Annotated in this window: 16 protein-coding genes; 9 read left to right on the forward strand and 7 right to left on the reverse strand. The window is 67.6% G+C overall.

From position 1 onward, the window contains the following. Positions 1 to 9: 9 nt before the first annotated feature. Positions 10 to 867 carry a sulfurtransferase gene (locus FOZ76_RS15860; protein ID WP_143949234.1) on the reverse strand — a complete coding sequence of 286 codons (858 nt, stop codon included), beginning with the start codon at positions 865 to 867 and terminating at the stop codon, positions 10 to 12. A 103-nt stretch (positions 868 to 970) separates the two neighbouring features. Here FOZ76_RS15860 and FOZ76_RS15865 point away from each other — a divergent pair, with 103 nt between their 5' ends. The 4 genes from FOZ76_RS15865 (at position 971) to FOZ76_RS15880 (ending at position 5,276) form a co-directional block, all read left to right on the forward strand. Next, positions 971 to 1,765 (forward strand): thymidylate synthase, encoded by a 795-nt coding sequence (locus FOZ76_RS15865; RefSeq protein WP_143949235.1) that lies wholly within the window; start codon positions 971 to 973, stop codon positions 1,763 to 1,765. A gap of 72 nt (positions 1,766 to 1,837) precedes the next feature. After that, entirely contained in the window at positions 1,838 to 2,323 is a 486-nt protein-coding gene (locus tag FOZ76_RS15870; RefSeq protein ID WP_143949236.1) for a MarR family winged helix-turn-helix transcriptional regulator, read from the forward strand. Positions 2,324 to 2,415: 92 nt separating this feature from the next. Further along, a complete protein-coding gene (locus FOZ76_RS15875; protein WP_143949237.1) occupies positions 2,416 to 3,693 on the forward strand; it encodes an HlyD/EmrA/EmrK family protein in 1,278 nt (425 codons plus the stop codon). A 23-nt stretch (positions 3,694 to 3,716) separates the two neighbouring features. Beyond that, positions 3,717 to 5,276, forward strand: a complete 1,560-nt coding sequence (locus FOZ76_RS15880) for a DHA2 family efflux MFS transporter permease subunit (RefSeq protein WP_143949238.1) — start codon at positions 3,717 to 3,719, stop codon at positions 5,274 to 5,276. A gap of 5 nt (positions 5,277 to 5,281) precedes the next feature. Here the strand turns inward: FOZ76_RS15880 and FOZ76_RS15885 are convergent, their stop codons facing one another. Next, on the reverse strand, positions 5,282 to 6,421 hold the full coding sequence (locus FOZ76_RS15885; protein ID WP_143949239.1) for a calcium:cation antiporter: 1,140 nt from the start codon (positions 6,419 to 6,421) through the stop codon (positions 5,282 to 5,284). Between the two features lie 103 nt (positions 6,422 to 6,524). Here FOZ76_RS15885 and FOZ76_RS15890 point away from each other — a divergent pair, with 103 nt between their 5' ends. Continuing rightward, positions 6,525 to 7,001, forward strand: a complete 477-nt coding sequence (locus FOZ76_RS15890; RefSeq protein ID WP_143949240.1) for a dihydrofolate reductase — start codon at positions 6,525 to 6,527, stop codon at positions 6,999 to 7,001. A gap of 58 nt (positions 7,002 to 7,059) precedes the next feature. On the opposite strand, the gene FOZ76_RS15895 is transcribed toward FOZ76_RS15890, so the two are convergent. Continuing rightward, complete coding sequence (locus FOZ76_RS15895) at positions 7,060 to 8,685, reverse strand: GMC family oxidoreductase (protein WP_143949241.1); 1,626 nt, start codon at positions 8,683 to 8,685, stop codon at positions 7,060 to 7,062. Between the two features lie 6 nt (positions 8,686 to 8,691). Further along, complete coding sequence (locus tag FOZ76_RS15900; protein ID WP_143949242.1) at positions 8,692 to 9,000, reverse strand: YciI family protein; 309 nt, start codon at positions 8,998 to 9,000, stop codon at positions 8,692 to 8,694. 365 nt (positions 9,001 to 9,365) lie between these two features. On the opposite strand from FOZ76_RS15900, the gene FOZ76_RS15905 reads away from it, so the two are divergent. The 3 genes from FOZ76_RS15905 to FOZ76_RS15915 all read left to right on the forward strand — a co-directional run bounded on the left by FOZ76_RS15905 (position 9,366) and on the right by FOZ76_RS15915 (position 12,277). Next, positions 9,366 to 10,364: a Bug family tripartite tricarboxylate transporter substrate binding protein gene (locus tag FOZ76_RS15905; protein WP_143949243.1), complete on the forward strand. Its 999-nt coding sequence runs from the start codon at positions 9,366 to 9,368 to the stop codon at positions 10,362 to 10,364. Positions 10,365 to 10,419: 55 nt separating this feature from the next. Continuing rightward, entirely contained in the window at positions 10,420 to 11,913 is a 1,494-nt protein-coding gene (locus FOZ76_RS15910; protein WP_143949244.1) for an aldehyde dehydrogenase family protein, read from the forward strand. Positions 11,914 to 11,980: 67 nt separating this feature from the next. Then, positions 11,981 to 12,277 (forward strand): carboxymuconolactone decarboxylase family protein, encoded by a 297-nt coding sequence (locus FOZ76_RS15915; RefSeq protein ID WP_246129553.1) that lies wholly within the window; start codon positions 11,981 to 11,983, stop codon positions 12,275 to 12,277. Positions 12,278 to 12,313: 36 nt separating this feature from the next. Here the strand turns inward: FOZ76_RS15915 and rraA are convergent, their stop codons facing one another. The 3 genes from rraA to FOZ76_RS15930 form a co-directional block, all read right to left on the reverse strand. Next, complete coding sequence (rraA, locus tag FOZ76_RS15920; RefSeq protein ID WP_143949246.1) at positions 12,314 to 12,799, reverse strand: ribonuclease E activity regulator RraA; 486 nt, start codon at positions 12,797 to 12,799, stop codon at positions 12,314 to 12,316. A gap of 74 nt (positions 12,800 to 12,873) precedes the next feature. Beyond that, positions 12,874 to 14,031, reverse strand: coding sequence for a YncE family protein (locus FOZ76_RS15925; protein ID WP_143949247.1), 1,158 nt, complete (start codon positions 14,029 to 14,031; stop codon positions 12,874 to 12,876). 328 nt (positions 14,032 to 14,359) lie between these two features. Beyond that, positions 14,360 to 16,435: a PhoX family protein gene (locus FOZ76_RS15930; RefSeq protein WP_143949248.1), complete on the reverse strand. Its 2,076-nt coding sequence runs from the start codon at positions 16,433 to 16,435 to the stop codon at positions 14,360 to 14,362. Between the two features lie 173 nt (positions 16,436 to 16,608). On the opposite strand from FOZ76_RS15930, the gene FOZ76_RS15935 reads away from it, so the two are divergent. Further along, positions 16,609 to 17,805, forward strand: a complete 1,197-nt coding sequence (locus FOZ76_RS15935; protein WP_143949249.1) for an FAD-dependent monooxygenase — start codon at positions 16,609 to 16,611, stop codon at positions 17,803 to 17,805. Positions 17,806 to 17,839 lie beyond the last annotated feature (34 nt).

Raw genomic sequence — 17,839 nt, forward strand, 5'->3', positions numbered from 1 at the left:
CGCCGGGAATCAGGCCACCGGCCGCAGGGGATCGGCGCACCATTCGCTCCAGGAGCCGGGATAGAGGCGCGAGCCCGTCAGCCCGGCATGCTCCATGGCGAGCAGATTGTGACAGGCGGTGATGCCCGAGCCGCACTGATGGACGACCTGGTGCGGGGCGCGCTCGCCCAGCAGCGCGGCGAACTCCTCGCGCAGCGCCTGCGCCGGCTTGAAGCGGCCGTCCTGGGCCAGGTTCTCCGTGTGCGGACGGTTCAGCGCGCCCGGAATGTGCCCGGCCACGGGATCGAGCGGCTCGACCTCGCCCAGGTAGCGCGCGTGGGCGCGCGCATCGAGCACCAGGAACTCGGGGCGCTCGAGATTGGCGGCGACCTCGTCCGCGCTCACCGAACCGACCAGCGGCTCGTTCAGGTGCAGCGGGCTGGCGGCGGCGCCGGACGACGCACGCTGCTCGTCCAGCGGCGCGTCGTCCACGGGCAGCCCCTGCGCCAGCCAGGCCGGCCAGCCACCGTCGAGCACCGCCGCCTGGGCGTGTCCGATCCAGCGCATCATCCACCAGAGCCGGGCCGCCATGGCACCGCCCTGCGCGTCGTAGGCGACCACCAGATCGTCCTCGCCCACGCCGGCCTCGACCATGCGCTGCCGGAAAGCGGCGCGCGCCGGCAGCGGGTGGCGGCCGTTGGTCGAGGTGCGCGCCCCGGACAAATCGGTTTCCACGTCGAGAAAGATCGCACCCGGAATCCGCGCTTCCCGGTACGCCTGGAACCCCGCCCCGGGACGGGCCAGATCGTGGCGCACGTCGAACACGCGCACGTTGTCGCGTCCGAGACGGGCAGCCAGCGTAGAGCAGTCGATGAGCGGACTTGACATGCGATAGAACCCTGAGAGAGGAAATCGGGCGGGAGCGGAGCGCTTACAATGCAAGGAACCGGCGCGCGCCTCCCGGCGCGCCACGCAAGTTCTATCCTCCAGTATGCACCAGTACGAAGATTTCATGCGCCACGTGCGCGAGAACGGCGTCGCCAAGACCGACCGCACCGGCACCGGCACGGTGTCGGTGTTCGGCTACCAGATGCGCTTCGACCTGGCGCAGGGCTTTCCCCTGGTGACCACCAAGAAGGTGCACACCAAAAGCATCATCTACGAACTGCTCTGGTTCCTGCGCGGCGAGGGCAATGTGCGCTGGCTGCAGGAGCACGGGGTCAGCATCTGGGACGAATGGGCCGCGCCCGACGGCGATCTCGGCCCGGTCTACGGGGTGCAGTGGCGCTCCTGGCCCACGCCCGACGGCGGCCACATCGACCAGATCCGCCAGATCATCGACGAGATCAAGCGCAATCCGGATTCGCGCCGGCTGATCGTCTCGGCCTGGAACGTGGCGGACATTCCGCGCATGGCGCTGCCGCCGTGCCACGCGTTCTTCCAGTTCTACGTCGCCGAGGGCCGGCTCTCGTGCCAGCTCTACCAGCGCAGCGCCGACATCTTCCTCGGCGTGCCCTTCAACATCGCGAGCTACGCGCTGCTCACCCACATGGTGGCCCAGCAGTGCGATCTGGAACCCGGCGAGTTCATCTGGACCGGCGGCGACTGCCATATCTACAGCAACCATTTCGAGCAGGTGGACCTGCAGCTCTCGCGCGAGCCCTATCCCTACCCGAGGCTCGACATCCGGCGCAAGCCCGCAAGCCTGTTCGACTACGCCTACGATGATTTCGAGATCGTGGGCTACCAGTCGCATCCGCACATCAAGGGCGACGTGGCGGTCTGAACACGGCGCGCGGCCCCGCGCTTGACTTCGCCAACGGGCGGCGTAATATCGCTGCCTAGTCAGCGAATCGTCATGTCCAGCCCTTCCCCGCAGTCCACCACCGAACCGTCCGGCCCCTACCATGGCGACAACATGGTGGGCGAGGAAACGGTCGGCTATCTCGTCAAGCAACTGAGCCAGGCGCTGCACCGCGAGGTGGACCAGCGCGTGGCCCCGCTCGACCTCACCGCCATGCAGTGGCGCCCCATCCTCCTCCTCGCCAAGGGCATGGCCGACAACCCGGTCGAGCTGGCGCGGCTGGTGGGCGTGGACACGGGCGCCATGACGCGCACGCTGGACCGCCTGGAAGCCAAGGGGCTGCTGCGCCGCCTGCGCAGCCAGACCGACCGGCGCAGGGTCAAGCTCGAGCTCACCGACGAAGGGCGCGCCCGTGCGGGGCAGTTGCCCTATGCGCTCGCGGCCGCCCAGAACCGCCTGCTGCGCGGAATCTCGACCGACGAACTGGACGCCTTCACCGGCATGATCCGCCGCATGCTGGCCAACGGCGCCGCGCCTTGACGGGCGTTTTTTTCGCCCCAATCACTGCCTAGGCAAATACCGACACAACAGCCATCCGTTTCCGCCCTTGGGCGGAGCCCAGAGATCCCATCATGTCAGCCGCCCCCGATACCGTTGCCGCCACCCCGCGTTCGCCGCGCAAGCGTCTGCTGCTCATCGCCGCCCTGGTCTTCCTGATCGCGGCCGCCGCCTACGGCGCCTGGTGGTTCCTCATCGCGCGCCACTTCCAGTCCACCGACGACGCCTACGTCCAGGGCGACCTGGTGCAGATCACGCCGCAGATTGCCGGCACCATCACCGGGCTGCACGCCGACGACACGGATTTCGTGCAAGCCGGACAGACCCTGGTCGAGCTGGACCGGGCCGATGTCGAAGTGGCGCTGGCCGAGGCCGAGTCGCAGCTTGCGCAGACCGTGCGCCAGGTGAGCACGCTGTACGTGCAGAACGATGGGTTCGATGCGCAGATCCGCGCGCGCCAGGCCGACGCCGCCAGCGCCAAGGCCGCCCTTGCCCGGGCCCAGGCCGACCTGCGCCGGCGCCAGGCGCTCGCGCAGTCGGGCGGGGTGAGCGGCGAGGAAATCCTGCACGCGCGCACCACCGTCGAAACGGCGCAGGCCGCGCTGGCGGCCGCCGAGGCCGCCGTGGCCAACGCCAAGGCGGGACTGGCGGGCAACGAGACCCTGACCGCCGGCACCGACGTGCAGGATCACCCCAACGTGCGCCTGGCGGCCGCCAGGGTGCGCCAGGCCTACCTGGACCTCGCGCGCACCGAGATCCAGGCGCCCGTATCGGGCTATGTCGCGCGCCGCAGCGGCCAGCTCGGCCAGCGCGTGGCGGCCGGCACGGCGCTGATGGCCGTCGTACCGCTCGACCAGGTGTGGGTCGATGCCAATTTCAAGGAAGTGCAGATCGGCAGCATGCGCATCGGCCAGCCCGCCACGCTGCACGCGGACATGTACGGCAGCAAGGTGGCCTATCGCGGCAAGGTGGCCGGCCTGGGCGCCGGCACCGGCAGCGCGTTCGCCCTGCTGCCCGCGCAGAACGCCAGCGGCAACTGGATCAAGGTGGTGCAGCGCGTGCCCGTGCGCATCGAACTCGACCCCGAGGAACTGCGCGAACACCCGCTGCTGCTCGGACTGTCGATGAACGTCGAGGTGGACATTTCCGACACCAGCGGGCCGGCCCTCTCGGCCGGGCGGCGCAAGGATTCGAGCTATGCCGTGAACGTTCTCAGCGACGCGCAGGCCCAGGCGCGCGGCGTCATCGAGCGCATCATCGCCACGCATCTCGGCGCCGGCGGCGCGCCCGCTCCCGCCCCCGTCGCGCAACAGCCGCATACCCGCCTGGCGGTCACCCGCAACGGCGGCTGACCGGACACGCGCAAAGATTCGCCATGGCACAGGCCGCTCCCCCGAAGGAATACCCGCCGCTGGAAGGCAGCCAGCGCACGCTCGGCACCATCGCGCTGTCGGCGGCGGTGTTCATGAACGTGCTCGACTCGTCCATCGCCAACGTATCGATCCCCGCCATCGCCGGCGACCTGGGCGTCAGTTCGAGCCAGGGTACCTGGGTGATCACGTCGTTCGCGGTCGCCAACGCCATCTCCCTGCCGCTGACGGGCTGGCTCACCCAGCGCATCGGCCAGGTCCGGCTGTTCGTCTGGTCGGTCCTGCTCTTCGTGCTCACGTCCTGGCTGTGCGGCTTCGCGCCCAGCCTGGAGATGCTCATCCTGTTCCGCGTGCTGCAGGGCGCCGTCGCGGGGCCCATGATCCCGCTGTCGCAGACGCTGATGCTGGCGAGCTACCCCAAGGCCAAGGCCGGCATGGCGCTGGCCCTGTGGTCGATGACCACGCTGGTGGCGCCGGTGGCCGGGCCGCTGCTGGGCGGCTGGATCTCGGACAACTACTCCTGGCCCTGGATCTTCTACATCAACGTGCCCGTGGGCCTGGTCGCCGCCTGGGCCGCCTGGCGCATCTACCAGCACCGCGAGTCGGCCACGCGCAACCTGCCGATCGACAAGGTCGGCCTGGCCCTGCTGGTGATCTGGGTGGCCGCGTTCCAGATCATGCTGGACAAGGGCAAGGAACTGGAATGGTTCCAGAGCGGCGAGATCATCCTGCTCGCCGTCATCGCCTTCGTCACCTTCGTGTTCTTCCTGATCTGGGAGCTCACCGACAAGCATCCCATCGTGGACCTGCGCCTGTTCGCGCTGCGCAACTTCACGATCGGCTGCATGACGCTGGCCGTGGCCTACGGCGTGTTCTTCGGCACCGTGGTCCTGCTGCCGCTGTGGCTGCAGACCACCATGGGCTACACCGCCACCTACGCGGGCCTGGTCACGGCGCCGGTGGGCATACTCGCCATCATCCTGACGCCCGTGGTGGGCAAGCTGCTCGCCACCCAGGACCCGCGGCGCCTCGTGACGGCCGCCTTCGCCGTCTTCGCCGTGGTGAGCTACCTGCGCTCGGGCTTCAACACCCAGGCGGACATCCGCACCATCGTCATCCCGACCATCATCCAGGGCGCGGCGATGGCGGCCTTCTTCGTGCCCCTGGTGTCGATCACGCTGTCCGGCCTGGCGCCGGAGCGCATCCCCAGCGCGGCCGGGCTGTCGAACTTCGTGCGCATGTCCTTCGGCGCCTTCGGCACCTCGGTGGCGACCACGGTGTGGGAGGACCGCACCACGCTGCACCACGCCCAACTGACCGAAAGCATCCACCCCGGCAACCCGGTCGCCGACCAGGCCATCCAGGGCCTGCAGGCGCGCGGGCTGTCGCTGGAGCAGGCCCTGTCGACGATCAACAACCTGATCCAGCAGCAGGCTGCGACGCTCTCGGCCACCGACATTTTCTACATTTCGACCGGCATCTTCCTCCTGCTGATCGGCCTGGTGTGGCTGGCGCGTCCCATCCGCGCGGGCGGCGCGAGCAAGGAAGCCGCGGGCGCGCACTGAGGCGGCTACAGCCCCAGGAACGACAGCATCAGGAAGGTCGCGAACAGCACGAAGTGCGTCATCCCCTCGATGGCGTTGCTCTGGCCATCGTTCAGGTTGATCGCCGCCGCGATCAGGGTGAGCATGACCATCACGGTCTGCACCGGCGTCATCGCCATCTGGAAGGGCGCGCCCAGGTAGAGCGCCCAGGCTTCCATCACCGGCACGGTCAGGATCACCGTGGAGAGCGAGGCGCCCATGGCCACGTTCACCACCGACTGCATGCGGTTGGCCAGCGCGGCGCGCAGCGCGGTCAGGATCTCGGGGCAGGCCGAGATGGTCGCCACCACCAGCGCAAGCAGGATGGGCGGCGCGCCCGCCCCCTCCAGCCCCACGTCCAGCGCGGGCGACATCAGTTCGGCGAGAAAGCCGATCAGGATCACGCCGAACACCAGCACGCCGATCGACACGCGCAGGCTGTCGCGCCCGTTGCCGGGCTTGTCCGCCGCCTCCAGGCCGCCGGCCACCGCGCCGACCGCGCGCATCCGCCCGGCCGAGCGCGGGCGTCGCTTCTCGGGATAGGCGTAGCTGAAGAAATAGCTGTGCACCCCGGTCTGCATGCGCAGGAACAGCGCGTACAGGGTCAGCATCGCCACGATGGTGAAGATCGAATAGATTTCCCAGCGGTCGCGCGGGATGAACTCGGGCACCACCATGGAGATGCCCATGGCGGTGAGGATCATCACGCCGTAGGTCCTGCCCGAGTCGTCGTTGTAGGCCTGCTCGCCGTGCTTGAGCCCGCCCATCAGCGCGGCCAGGCCGAGGATGCCGTTGATGTCCAGCATCACCGCGGCATAGATGGTGTCGCGCACCAGCGTGGGCGTGGGCTCGTGCGTCATCATGATCGCCAGCACGATCACCTCCACCAGCACGGCCGACAAGGTGAGGATCATGGTGCCGTAGGGATCGCCCACTTTCTCGGCGAGCAGCTCGGCGCGGTGCGCCACGCTGAGCGAGGTGCAGACGATGGCCGCGATCAGCGCCACGGCGGCGCCGAGCGCCGACCAGCGGCCCATGGCGACGAGACTGCCCTCGAAGGCATAGGCCAAGGCGCCGACCACAATGGCCAGCGCCAGCAAGCGCTCCTGCGCGAGAAACTTGAGCACGATGGGACGACCGTAGCGAAGAGGTGAGGCGCACTACAATGCCGAGCATTGCATACGCCCCAGCCCGAGGGCAAGAAACGCGCCCACCGGGCCCCGCCGCCCCATGACCGACCTCTCCCTCATCGTCGCCTACGCGCGCAACCGCACCATCGGCCGCGACAACGCCCTGCCCTGGCGCCTGCCCGCCGACCTGGCCCACTTCAAGCGCAGCACGCTGGGCAAGCCCATCATCATGGGCCGCAAGACCTGGGAATCGCTGGGCCGCCCGCTGCCCGGGCGGCTGAACCTCGTGGTCAGCCGCAACGCCAACTACCGTGCCGAGGGGGCCACCGTGGTCGCCTCGCTGGACGAGGCGCTGGCCGTCAGCGCCGGCGCGCCGGAGGCCTACGTCATCGGCGGCGAAATGCTGTATCGGCTCGCCCTGCCCATGGCCCGCCGCGTCGTCGCCACCGAGATCGACGCGGACATCGAGGGCGACGCCTGGTTTCCGGCGCTGCCGGCAGGCTGGCGCGAGACCGCGCGCGAGCCGCAGCCGGAAGAGAACGGTTATCGGTATGCGTTCGTGACGTACGAGCGCTGAACGGGTGGCCAGACGCGGGCGACGGGAGCGCGAACCTGCAGCTAAGTCGTCGCACCCACTACGAGCGGCAAATAAGGTCATGCGCCTTCTCGCCGATCATGATCGACGGAAGGTTCGTATTGCCGCTGATAGGCGTCGGCAACACCGATGCATCGGCAATGCGCAAGCCTTGAATGCCATGAACGCGCAGCCGCTCGTCCACGACGGCAAGATCATCATGTCCCATCCGACACGTGCCGACCGGATGGGAGCGATGGCCGGCGTGGCTCCGGATGACTTCGGCCAGTTGCTCATCCGATTGCATGGCCGGGCCCGGAAACACCTCGCCTGAGATCAGATCGCGCAGCGGACTCGTGCCGTAGATGTCCCGACACGCCCGCACGCCCCGGATCATCGTCGCCATGTCCTGCGGATCGTCGAACATATTGAAGAGGATTCGCGGCGCGTCGGTCGGCGCTCGTGAGCGTAACGTCACCCGGCCGCGGGAGAGTGGGTGCAAGTTGCCGACCCGTGCCGTAAATCCGAAGCGGGGCGGGTCGGTCAGATGCGGAAACCAGAGTTGCGCGGCATTGTCGACCGACATGCAAATGACTTGCACGTCGGGGCGATCCAATCCGGTTCGAGTACGCAGGAAAATGTTGGCGGTCGCGCCGTTGGTCGCGAACACGCCATCCCGTCTGAACATCCAGCGAGCCGCCGCGAGTGCCGCCCGGTCGAACCTCAGCCACTTGGTGAGCCCGAGGCGCTCCTTGGCCTTGAAGAACATCATCAGGTTCGGATGTTCACTCAGATTCCGGCCCACGCCTGGTAGATCGAGAATCGGTTCGACCCCGACGGATTGCAGATGGGCGGCGGGGCCAATGCCGGAGAGCATCAGGATCTTCGGCGTGTCGTAGGCACCGGCGGACAGGATGATCTCGCGCCCGGCGCGTGCGCGAACCACACGCTTTTGGTGCAGGTACTCGACCGCCGTTGCACGGCCGCCTTCGACGACGATGCGCTGTACCAGCGCCCCGGTGACGATGTCCAGGTTCGGCCGCTTGCGGGCGTCGACCAGATAGGCTCGCGCAGTGCTGGAACGACGTCCATCGCCAATCGTCGCGTCGACACGGCTGATGCCCTCCGGGCTCTCCGCATTCGGGTCCGCACATTCGGTGCATCCGGCCGCAATCGCCGCATCTCGCAACGGTTCATAGAGCAGATCCGGATGGCGCATCGACGTGATCAGCACCGGCCCATCGGCGCCATGAAACGGGCCGGCGCCTCGCCAACTGCTCTCGAGCCGTTTGAAATACGGCAGGACGTCGTCGAAACCCCACCCGGCCAGCCCGCTTTCCCGCAGTTGATCGTAATCGCGCCGGTGGCCTCTGATGCCGATCATCGCGTTGATCGAGGAACTGCCACCCAAGGTCTTGCCCCGGGGCACATCCAGGCGTCGACCGTTCAGTCCCGGCTCAGGCTCCGACCGATAGTTCCAACTGTAGTCGGGATGACCCAATACCTTGCGGAATGCCAGCGGCATGCCCAAATAGGGGTGAGCGTCGCGCCCGCCCGCTTCGAGCAGCAGTACCTTGATGCACGGATCCTGCGTCAAGCGGCTCGCCAGGGCGGCGCCTGCAGATCCTGCGCCGATGACGATGTAGTGATGGGTTCGGGTCTCTCGGGATGCCGGTCGAATCTGCATGGTGTCTCAGCCAGGCGGCCGCAGAAACGATCGGCCATCGAGAAAGGCCTTTCGCCATTGCGTCATGACGATGTCGCGGAACAACCCGCCAATGCAATACGGATCGGCCTCGATGAAGCGCCTGGCTTGCTCACGATCGTCGATGTCGACGATGTAGATGCCGCCGCCCGCGCTCGTACCATCGTCATTGAGCTTCGGCCCGCAAGCCAGAAGACGCGTCGCCTGAGATTCGAGGTAGGCGATGTGCCGGTCGCGCAGTTCGCTTCGGCGCGCGCTCATTTGCGGATGGTCCCAGGTCTCGATGTGATACGGCACGGCTAGATCCTCCTGACAGAGTGCGAATTCGTGGCGACGCAACGTCGCGAGAATTGGCCCGGGAATGCCCTTTCATGCATCCGCACAACCATTGTATTCACTCCAGTAATTCGATCCACGTCGACAGCGACACTGGAATTTGCTGAAAGCGTCAACGGCTCGTGGCGGGCTCCAACTACGCGAGTCGACGTCGATCGGCACGTCGATAACGGCTGAACAAACGGCGTTGTGCCCGAACTTGTACTCACAAAGGAGCATTGGCGCTGAAGGTCAAGCTGGCTGACGCGCAGGGCACAACGCCGACGAGCGTGAACTCATAGAATGGAAAACACCAGGTCTCATCCTTGACCGATGTGGAGCCGCTCATGCCTCTGACCTCCCTCCCCCGTTTCGTCGCTCTGAGCGTTATGGGCGCGATGATGACTTTGTCCCAACCGGCCGTACCGGCTCAATCCAGCAGTGCGTCTTCGGCCTATCCCACCCGACCGGTGACGATGGTCGTCGGCTTTGCACCAGGTGGCGGCAACGACATCCTTGCCAGGCTGATGGCGGAGCAACTGACGAAGGCGCTAGGGCAATCCTTCGTCGTGGAAAACCGTACAGGCGCAAGCGGCATGATCGCAGTCGAGGCAGTCAAGAACGCGCCGGCAGACGGCTATACGTTGCTCGTGGGCCCGAGCAGTGCCATGGCGATCAATCCCTCACTGTTTGCGAAGCTGCGGTATGACCCCGTGAAGGACTTCGCGCCCATCACGCTGATGGGCAACATCCCCATCGTTGTCGCGGTTCGGCCGGAGAACAAGGCGAGGACCTTGGGTGAGTTCGTCGAAGCGTCGAAGCGCGCACCGACGGCTCTGAACGTCGGTTCGGGATCGAGTTCCTTCCAGCTCGCGGCGGCTCTCTTCTTCGAGCAGGCCGGCATCGAGTTCCAGAACATCAACTATCGCGGCACCAGCCAGGTCGTCGCCGCCTTGATGGGTGGGGAGATCGATGCGTCCTTGCTGGACGCGGCGGGTGTTCTGCCTCAAGTGCAAGCCGGCACGCTCAGGGCACTGGCCGTCAGCGGCGGGTCGCGCTATTCGGCCTTGCCCGACGTACCGACCATCACGGAAGCGGGGGTGCCCGGTTTCGAAATGAGCTTCTGGTCGGCGCTGTTCGCTCCGGCTGGAACACCGCCTGCCGCCCTTGACCGGATTCGAGCCGTCGTCGAACAAAGCATGCAGGACCCCTCGGTCAGACAGAGAATGGCGCAACTGGGTATCGAGCCTGCAACCAGTACAGCAGCCGAATTGACGGCTTTGTTGAATCATGAGATTCCGCTCTACCGAGTGGCCGCACACAAGGCCAAGGTCGAGCCGCAGTAGTTTGCATGATCGGCACGCCTGATCGCCTTCCTTAGCGCCCTGCCGGAGTTCATTCATGCATGACGTAACCGAGCAACTACTCCCCAGTGTCGCCCGATTCATCGAGGAGCCTCACGGGTTCTTCATTGACGCAGAGTTCTCGGCAGGCGAAGCCGTGTGCAGATCCGACGTCATCGATCCCGCGCGAGGTGTGGTGATCTCGACGGCTGCCGAGGCCGGGCAGTCCGACGTCGAGCGTGCCGTCCAAGCCGCTCGCGAGGCTCTGACAAGAGGTCCGTGGTCCACGATGACACCGGCCCTGCGCTCGCGAGCGCTGAACCACCTGGCGGATCTGATCGAGTCATCGATCGAGCCCCTCGCGCAGGTCGAAACCCTGAACGCCGGCATGCTTCTCACGGACAACCGGAGCATGATGATACGGGTGGCCGCAGAGCAATTCCGATACGCGGCGGGTGCCTGCACGCGGCTGTGCGGCCAGACCATTCCATCATCACGGGCCGGGACTTGGCACGCCTACACGACACGCGACCCGGTCGGCGTGGCCGCGCTCATCGTGCCTTGGAACGCGCCGTTGATGCTGACGGCGCAGAAACTCGCGCCGGCGCTCGCAGCCGGTTGCACGGTCGTGCTCAAGCCCGCCCAGGAGACTCCGCTGAGCGCGCTGTGGCTCGGACGGCTGATACTCGATGCGGGCATCCCTCCAGGTGTGGTCAACATCGTTACCGGCGGAGCTGCCGTCGGCCAAGCACTGGCCGAACATCCCGATATCGACAAGATTTCGTTCACCGGCTCGACGCAGACCGGCCGCCTGGTGGCGCGCGCCGCGACCGGCAATCTGAAGCGCGTGACTCTCGAACTCGGTGGCAAGTCACCAGTCATCGTCTTCCCCGATGCCGATCTCGATCAAGCCGTTGCGGGTGCCTTCGGCGCGATTTTCCGCAATGCCGGACAGACCTGCGTGGCGGGCTCGCGGCTGTTCGTTCACCGGTCGGTTCACGACCAGGTGGTGGAAGATATCGTGCGCCGTACACGCGCGATCAAGCTTGGACACGGCTTCGACCCAGCAAGCCAGATGGGGCCGATGGTCTCGGCACGCCATCGGGAACGCGTGCTCGGCTACATAAGTCGCGGCCTGGACGAAGGCGCGACGCTGCTCACCGGCCGCGCGGACGAAATGTCGACCATGCCGGGATTTTTCGTCGAACCCACGATACTGGCCGACGTCAGTTCCGATATGACGGTCATGCGGGAGGAGATCTTCGGCCCTGTGCTCTGCGTATCGCGATTCGACGACGATCTGCAAGACATCGCGAAGCAGGCCAACGATTCCGCTTTCGGCTTATCCGCCAGTGTCTGGACACGCGATCTGCGCACCGCTCACACGATGACGCGTCTGCTCCAGTCCGGAATGGTTTCTGTCAATGTCCACGGCGGCATCGATCCGGCCATTCCGTTCGGCGGCGTCAAGCAATCGGGCTGGGGCCGGGAGTGCGGTGACGAGGGCGTGCTCGCCTACACCGAAGTCAAGAGCGTCTCCATCTGCCTTTGAATTCCCACTGGAAAGATCGTCCATGGCCGAATCTGAACCATCTACCCCCCTCAAGAGGCTTCGCGGCGTGAATCCACGCCTGGCCGAGCTGACCGACAAAGTCCTGTTCGGGTCGCTCTGGGAACATCCGGCGCTCTCCAAGCGAGACCGCAGTCTCGTGACGGTGACCGTCCTGGCGGTGCTCGGGCATCACGAACAGCTCCAGGTCCATTTGCGCCGCGCCCTGGACAACGGTGTCACTCGATCGGAGCTCGATGAGCTGATGGTGCATCTCGCCTTTTATGCCGGTTGGCCCGCCGGCACTTCGGCTGCCCTGGCCTGTGGGGTGGTCTACGCCACCGAGGACGACAGCAACGTAGCGTAGAAAAACACCTCTGGTAACGTCAGGCCAAGATATGCCCTACACCAGCGCCTCGGCCGCCACCAGTATCCCGTCGTCGTCGCTGTACAGCCAGGCGCCGGGGGTGAACACCACGCCGCCGAAGCTCACCGGCACGTCGGCCCTGCCGGCACCGGCCTTGGCGCTCTTGCGCGGGTTCGAGCCCAGCGCCTTGACGCCGAAATCCATCTGCGCGAGGGCCGCGGTGTCGCGCACCGGCCCGTTGATGACCGCGCCGGCCCAGCCGTTGCGCTGGCCGGCCGCGGCGATCAGGTCCCCCATCAGGGCGCTCACCATGAGGCCGCCGCCGTCGATGACGAGCACGTCGCCGTTGCCCGGGCCATTCAGGATTTCGCGCACCAGCGCGTTGTCGCCGTAGCACTGCACGGTGCGGATGCGTCCACCGAAGACGCGCCTGCCGCCGTACTGGCGGAACTGGGTCTCGCACGAGGCGCAGTTCTCGCCGTGTTCGTCATACAGGTCGGCGGTGGCAAAGCTGTCGGTCATGGTCGTGACTCCTGGCGGAACGAAGAAAGCGCGTCCAGCGCGCGCCGGTCCATGATACCCGCGCCCTCTCCCTCTTACAGATCGATGCGCACCACACCGTCCAGCGCGTCCTTGCGGAACGCCGGGTGCTTCTCGCCGTGCGGCGCCTTGACCGTGACGTACAAGGTGGTGCCGTCGGGCGTGAGCGCCAGGCTGTTCGGGTGCGCCGGCAGGTCGATCACGCGCTTGACGGCGTAAGTGCTCGCATCGAACACGGTGACCGCGCCCGTGCCCTCCGGCCGCTCGCGCGAAACGCCGCGATGGGTGGTGTAGAACTCGTTGCGCTGCGGGTTGTAGGCGATGTCCAGGGCGCCGATACCGCCCACGGGCACTTGCCGCACGACGCTGCCGTCGGCGACGTTGACAACGTAGACCTGGTTGGTGCTGGCGTCGATGGCGAACAGCCGCCCGCCCTGCGCGTCGATGGCCAGGTTGATGAAGAAGTGCTCGGGCTTCTGCCTGTCCTTGCTGTCGCCGGTGCTCAAGCGCTGCACGATGGCGCCGGTGTCCGGGTCGATGGCCAGGATTTCGTCGATGCCGCCCTGGCTCACATACAGGCGGTTGGCGGCCTCGTCGTAGGCTACGCCGGCAGTCCAGGGCTCGCCGGTCTCGACGGTGTGGCGCACCTGTCCGGTGGCGCCATCGACGATCCAGACCTTGCCGGCCCGCCCGGGGCTGGTGACGAACACGCGGTCGTGCTTCTCGTCGACCAGCACCTTGCGGGTATGGGCGACCGACTCCTTGCCGTCCTCGCCCTTTTCCGGCTGGGCGAGCTGGAACACGCCCTTGACGAAGCCGCTCGCCGCATCGACCGCGGTCAGCGAGCCGTCCAGGGTGTTGCCCACATAGAGCGTGCCGGTGGCGCGGTTCAGACCCAGCGCGAAGGCGCGGCGCGGCAGTTGGATGGCCTGCTGCACCTGCAGCGTGCGCGCGTCGAGGCGGTGGACGTAGCCGGGGTAGGCCGGCTCGAACGAGGGGGTGGAGGCGACGAAGACCGAACCGCTGGCGGGGTGGACGGCGATTTCGTACGCGCCCTTGATCGCGTCCTGGCGCAACAGGGCGGACTGGGCGATGGAAGCGGCGGGCGATGATGCGGCGGTGGGCGACGCCGCAGGCACTGTCGCGCAGGCGCTCAGCAGCAGCGCCGCGCACGCCAGAGCGGCCGCAGACAGGGACAGCTTCGTGCTCGACATGGTTGACTCGCTCTCAAGGAAACGCCGGGCCGCCCCAAGCTCGACCCGCCGCAGGGTGGGCCGGCCCTTGGGGCACTCGGCAATGCCTGGAACCTACCATGGCCCGTCGCCGGCGAGCTATGCCGTTCACTGAATGGAGCCCCCCTACGCGCTGACGCGCCCCCCCCGGGGGGGGCACTGGCGGACCGGCGAAGCCGGATCCGCTGTGCCCTGGATCGCATCGCCGCAGTTTCATGCGTTGCGGTTTGCGCGCAGCGCAATGGGCCGTTGAAATGAATGGCCGGGCAGCGCCTGCCCGGCCACCCCAAGGGCCCGCCCGGGCCCTTGGTCAGACGCCGATGGGGCCGCCGTCGGCCTTCTGGATGACCACCGTCGAGGAGCGCGGACGCACATCGCTGGACGGAACGACCGTTGCGTCGTCCGTATCGTAGGCGGGCCAGTTGGCCGGGTGCTGGATGTTCAGGAAGATCGAGGTGAAGTCCGGCGTGTACGCGAAGCCAGTGATCTCGGCTTCGTTCGGGCCGACGAAGAAGCGGCGCAGATCGGCCTGGTTGCCGGAGTCGATGACCGGGCCCACGCCCTCGATCTCGCCCACGGCGTTCGGGATCACGGCCAGCATCTGGTCGTTGGTCGACTTGGCCACGGCATTGTTGCGGCCGCCGTCGATGCCGTTGTCGGTCTGGATCCAGAGGATGCCGCGATCGTCGAAGCCCAGGCCGTCCGGGCTGGCGAGCTGGTTGAACTCGGTCAGGCCGGAGCGGTTGGTATCGGCATCGGCGCCGGCGTCCGAACCGAAGACGAAGATTTCCCAGCGGAACGTGTCCGAAGCGGCGTCATCGTGCCAGCGGACGATGTGGCCGTTGGCGTTGTTCAGGCGGGGGTTGGGCGCGTTGGTGCCGGTCTGGGCGTTGCGGCTGGTGTTGTTCGTCAGCGTCACGTAGACGTCGCCCGTGCTCGGGTGCACGACGGTCCACTCGGGCCGGTCCATCGGCGTGGCGCCCACGAAGTCGGCGGCGCCGCGGGTGTTGACGATGATCTCGGCCAGGCTGCCGAACTCGTCCTTCAGGGTGCGGCCGTCCTTGCCCACGCTGGCCTCGGTCAGCGGCAGCCAGGTGCCGGAGCCGTCGTCGTTGAAGCGCGCGACGTACAGCGTGCCCTTGTCCAGGTACTTGGCGCCCACGGCCAGGCGGTCGGTGCGCTCGGCGTCCCGGGGGTCCCACACGGCGTCGGAGACGTAGCGGTAGATGTACTCGAAGCGCGAATCGTCGCCCGAGTAGAAGCTCAGGGGCTTGCCTTCTTCCGGCAGGCTGTAGGCCGCACCTTCGTGGGCAAAACGCCCGAGCGCGGTGCGCTTGGTCGCGATGCTGCTCGGGTCGTAGGGGTCGATCTCGACCAGGTAGCCGAAGGTGTTGGCTTCGTTGCGCCAGTCCTGGGTGGCGTCGCCGCCGGTGGCGGCGATGTTGAAGCGCGCGAACTCGCCTTGCACTTCGGTGAGATCGCCGGCGGCGGTTTCCCACTGGTAGCGGCCGACCGTGTTGCCGATGCCCACGCGCTTTTGCTCGCGCGGCTGCTCGCCGGTGTTGACGAAACAGGCGGCCCAGTTCTCCTCGGCGGTCAGGTAGGTGCCCCACGGCGTGTAGCCGTTGCCGCAGTTGTTGTTGGTGCCGCGCGTCTGCGCGCCGGTGGGCGAGTACGGGGTCTTGACCCAGTCGGTGCGCGCCACGGGGCCGGCCAGGCTCATCGGCGTGGCGCTCGTGAAGCGGCGGTTGTAGCGCGAGTTCCTGACGATGTCCCAGCCGCCGTTGGCGTCCTTGCGGATGTGCATGATCGCCACACCGTGGGCGTTGACTTCCTTGCGGACTTCCTCGGCGGGGCGCTTGCCCTCGACGAAGGTCTGCCCATTCGGGTGCAGAGCGTTCTCGTCGATGTATTCGTGGTTCACCACCAGCAGGCCCTCGCTGGAGCTGCCGTCCAGCGGGAAGTAGCGCATGCCGTCATGGTGCATGCCGGTGGAGTGCAACAAGTCGTTCGAGGTGTTGTTGCCGTTCCTGTCCCAGGGGGCCGCATTGTCGTCCAGCGGCGTGCCCCAGGGGGCGAACACGCGCGCGGTGTAGCCCGGCGGCACGACACAGGCGTCGGTCATGGAGTTGGGCAGCGAGTCGAAACCCAGCTTCAGCGGTTCCGGCGTCGGCTCCGGGGTCGGCGTCGGATCGGGCACGGTGGGAGCTTCGTCGCCGCCATCGCCGCCACAGGCGGCCAGCGAGCCGGCCGTCATCGTGGCGAACGCGGCGCCCAGGCTGCCGCGCATGAAGGTACGGCGCGACAGGCTCTTTTCGAGCACCTCGCTGAACGGCGTGTTGTCGCTGGAGTTGCGAACGACTTTGTCGGTGATGTTCTTGCTCATGTCGATATATCCTGCTCGGCTGTATGACTCATGGGTGGGCCGCAGGTTATTGGGCCGACGTTACGATTTGATGTCGACCTGTCGGGACGGGAAGCTGGCGGCCCCGCCCGGCCGCCGGCGCCGGCTCTGGGCGCCAGCCTGTAAACTCGGGGAGGTCCAGCAAAGGCTGTCGTATGCAAGCTTCCCCCTCCTCCTTCGATGCCGTGGTCGTCGGCACCGGCGTCGCCGGCCTGGCCAGCGCGCTCGCGCTGGCTCGCCGGGGCGTGCACGTCGCGCTGCTCGGCCCCAAGCCGCCGCTGCCGACGCCCGCGCCGGACACCTACGATCCCCGGGTCTACGCCATCTCGCCCGCCAGCCGCGACTTCCTGCTCGGCCTGGGCGCCTGGAGCGCGATTCCCGAAGCCCGCATCGCCCCCGTCACTGCCATGGCGGTGTCGGGCGACGGTGCCACCGTGCATCTGGATGCCGGCCAGGCCAGCATGGCCGATCTCGCCGCCGTCGTCGAAGGCCAGGAGCTCGAGCGCGCGCTGCGCAACGCCCTGCAGGTGTTCGGCGTCGCCTGGACGCAGGCGCGCTTCGCCGGCCTGACCCGGCGCGCCGGCAGCCACGGCATCGAACTGTTCACCGACGAGCGCCAGATCCTGTCCACAGCCCTGGTCGTCGCCGCCGACGGCGCCGCCTCGCCGGTGCGCCAGGCGGCAGGCTTGTCCGCACAACGCCGGGACTACGACGCCATCGGCCTGGTCGTCCACCTGGATGCCGAGCTGCCGCATCGCGGTGTCGCCCGCCAGTGGTTCACCCCGCGCGGCGTGCTGGCGCTGCTGCCGATGCCCGACACGCAGGGCGCGCGGCCGCAGGTCTCGATGGTCTGGTCGATGCGCCGCAGCGAGGCCGACACCCTGCTGGCGCTGCCGGCCGAGGAGGCCAATGCCCGGCTGGGCCTGCTGCTCGCCGAAGCCACCGGCCAGCAGTTGGGCGCACTCACGCCGCGCTCGCGGCTGCTGGGTTTTCCGCTCGCGCTGCTGACCGCGCCGCGCGTCGCCGCGCCCGGCGTGGCCCTGGTGGGCGACGCCGCGCATGTCGTGCATCCGCTTGCCGGCCAGGGCCTGAACCTCGGGCTGGGCGACGCCCATGCCCTGGCCGAGGCCGTGGGCGCGCGCGAGCCGTTTCGCGGGCCGGGCGATGAACGGGTGCTGCGCCGCTACCAGCGCGCGCGCGCCGAGGCCGTCACGGCGATGCGCCTGGCCACCGATGGCCTCTATCACCTCTACGACGCACCGCTGGGGCCGCTGCGGCGCGCCGGCATGGACCTGGTCGAGCGCCTGCCGTTCGCCAAGCGCCTGCTGATCCGCCGCGCCTCCCAGTTCTGAACGCACCCGCGGCCGTGGGCCGCAAGGAACTCCG

It is taken from the genome of Verticiella sediminum (assembly GCF_007558815.1).
GTDB lineage: Bacteria > Pseudomonadota > Gammaproteobacteria > Burkholderiales > Burkholderiaceae_B > Verticiella > Verticiella sediminum.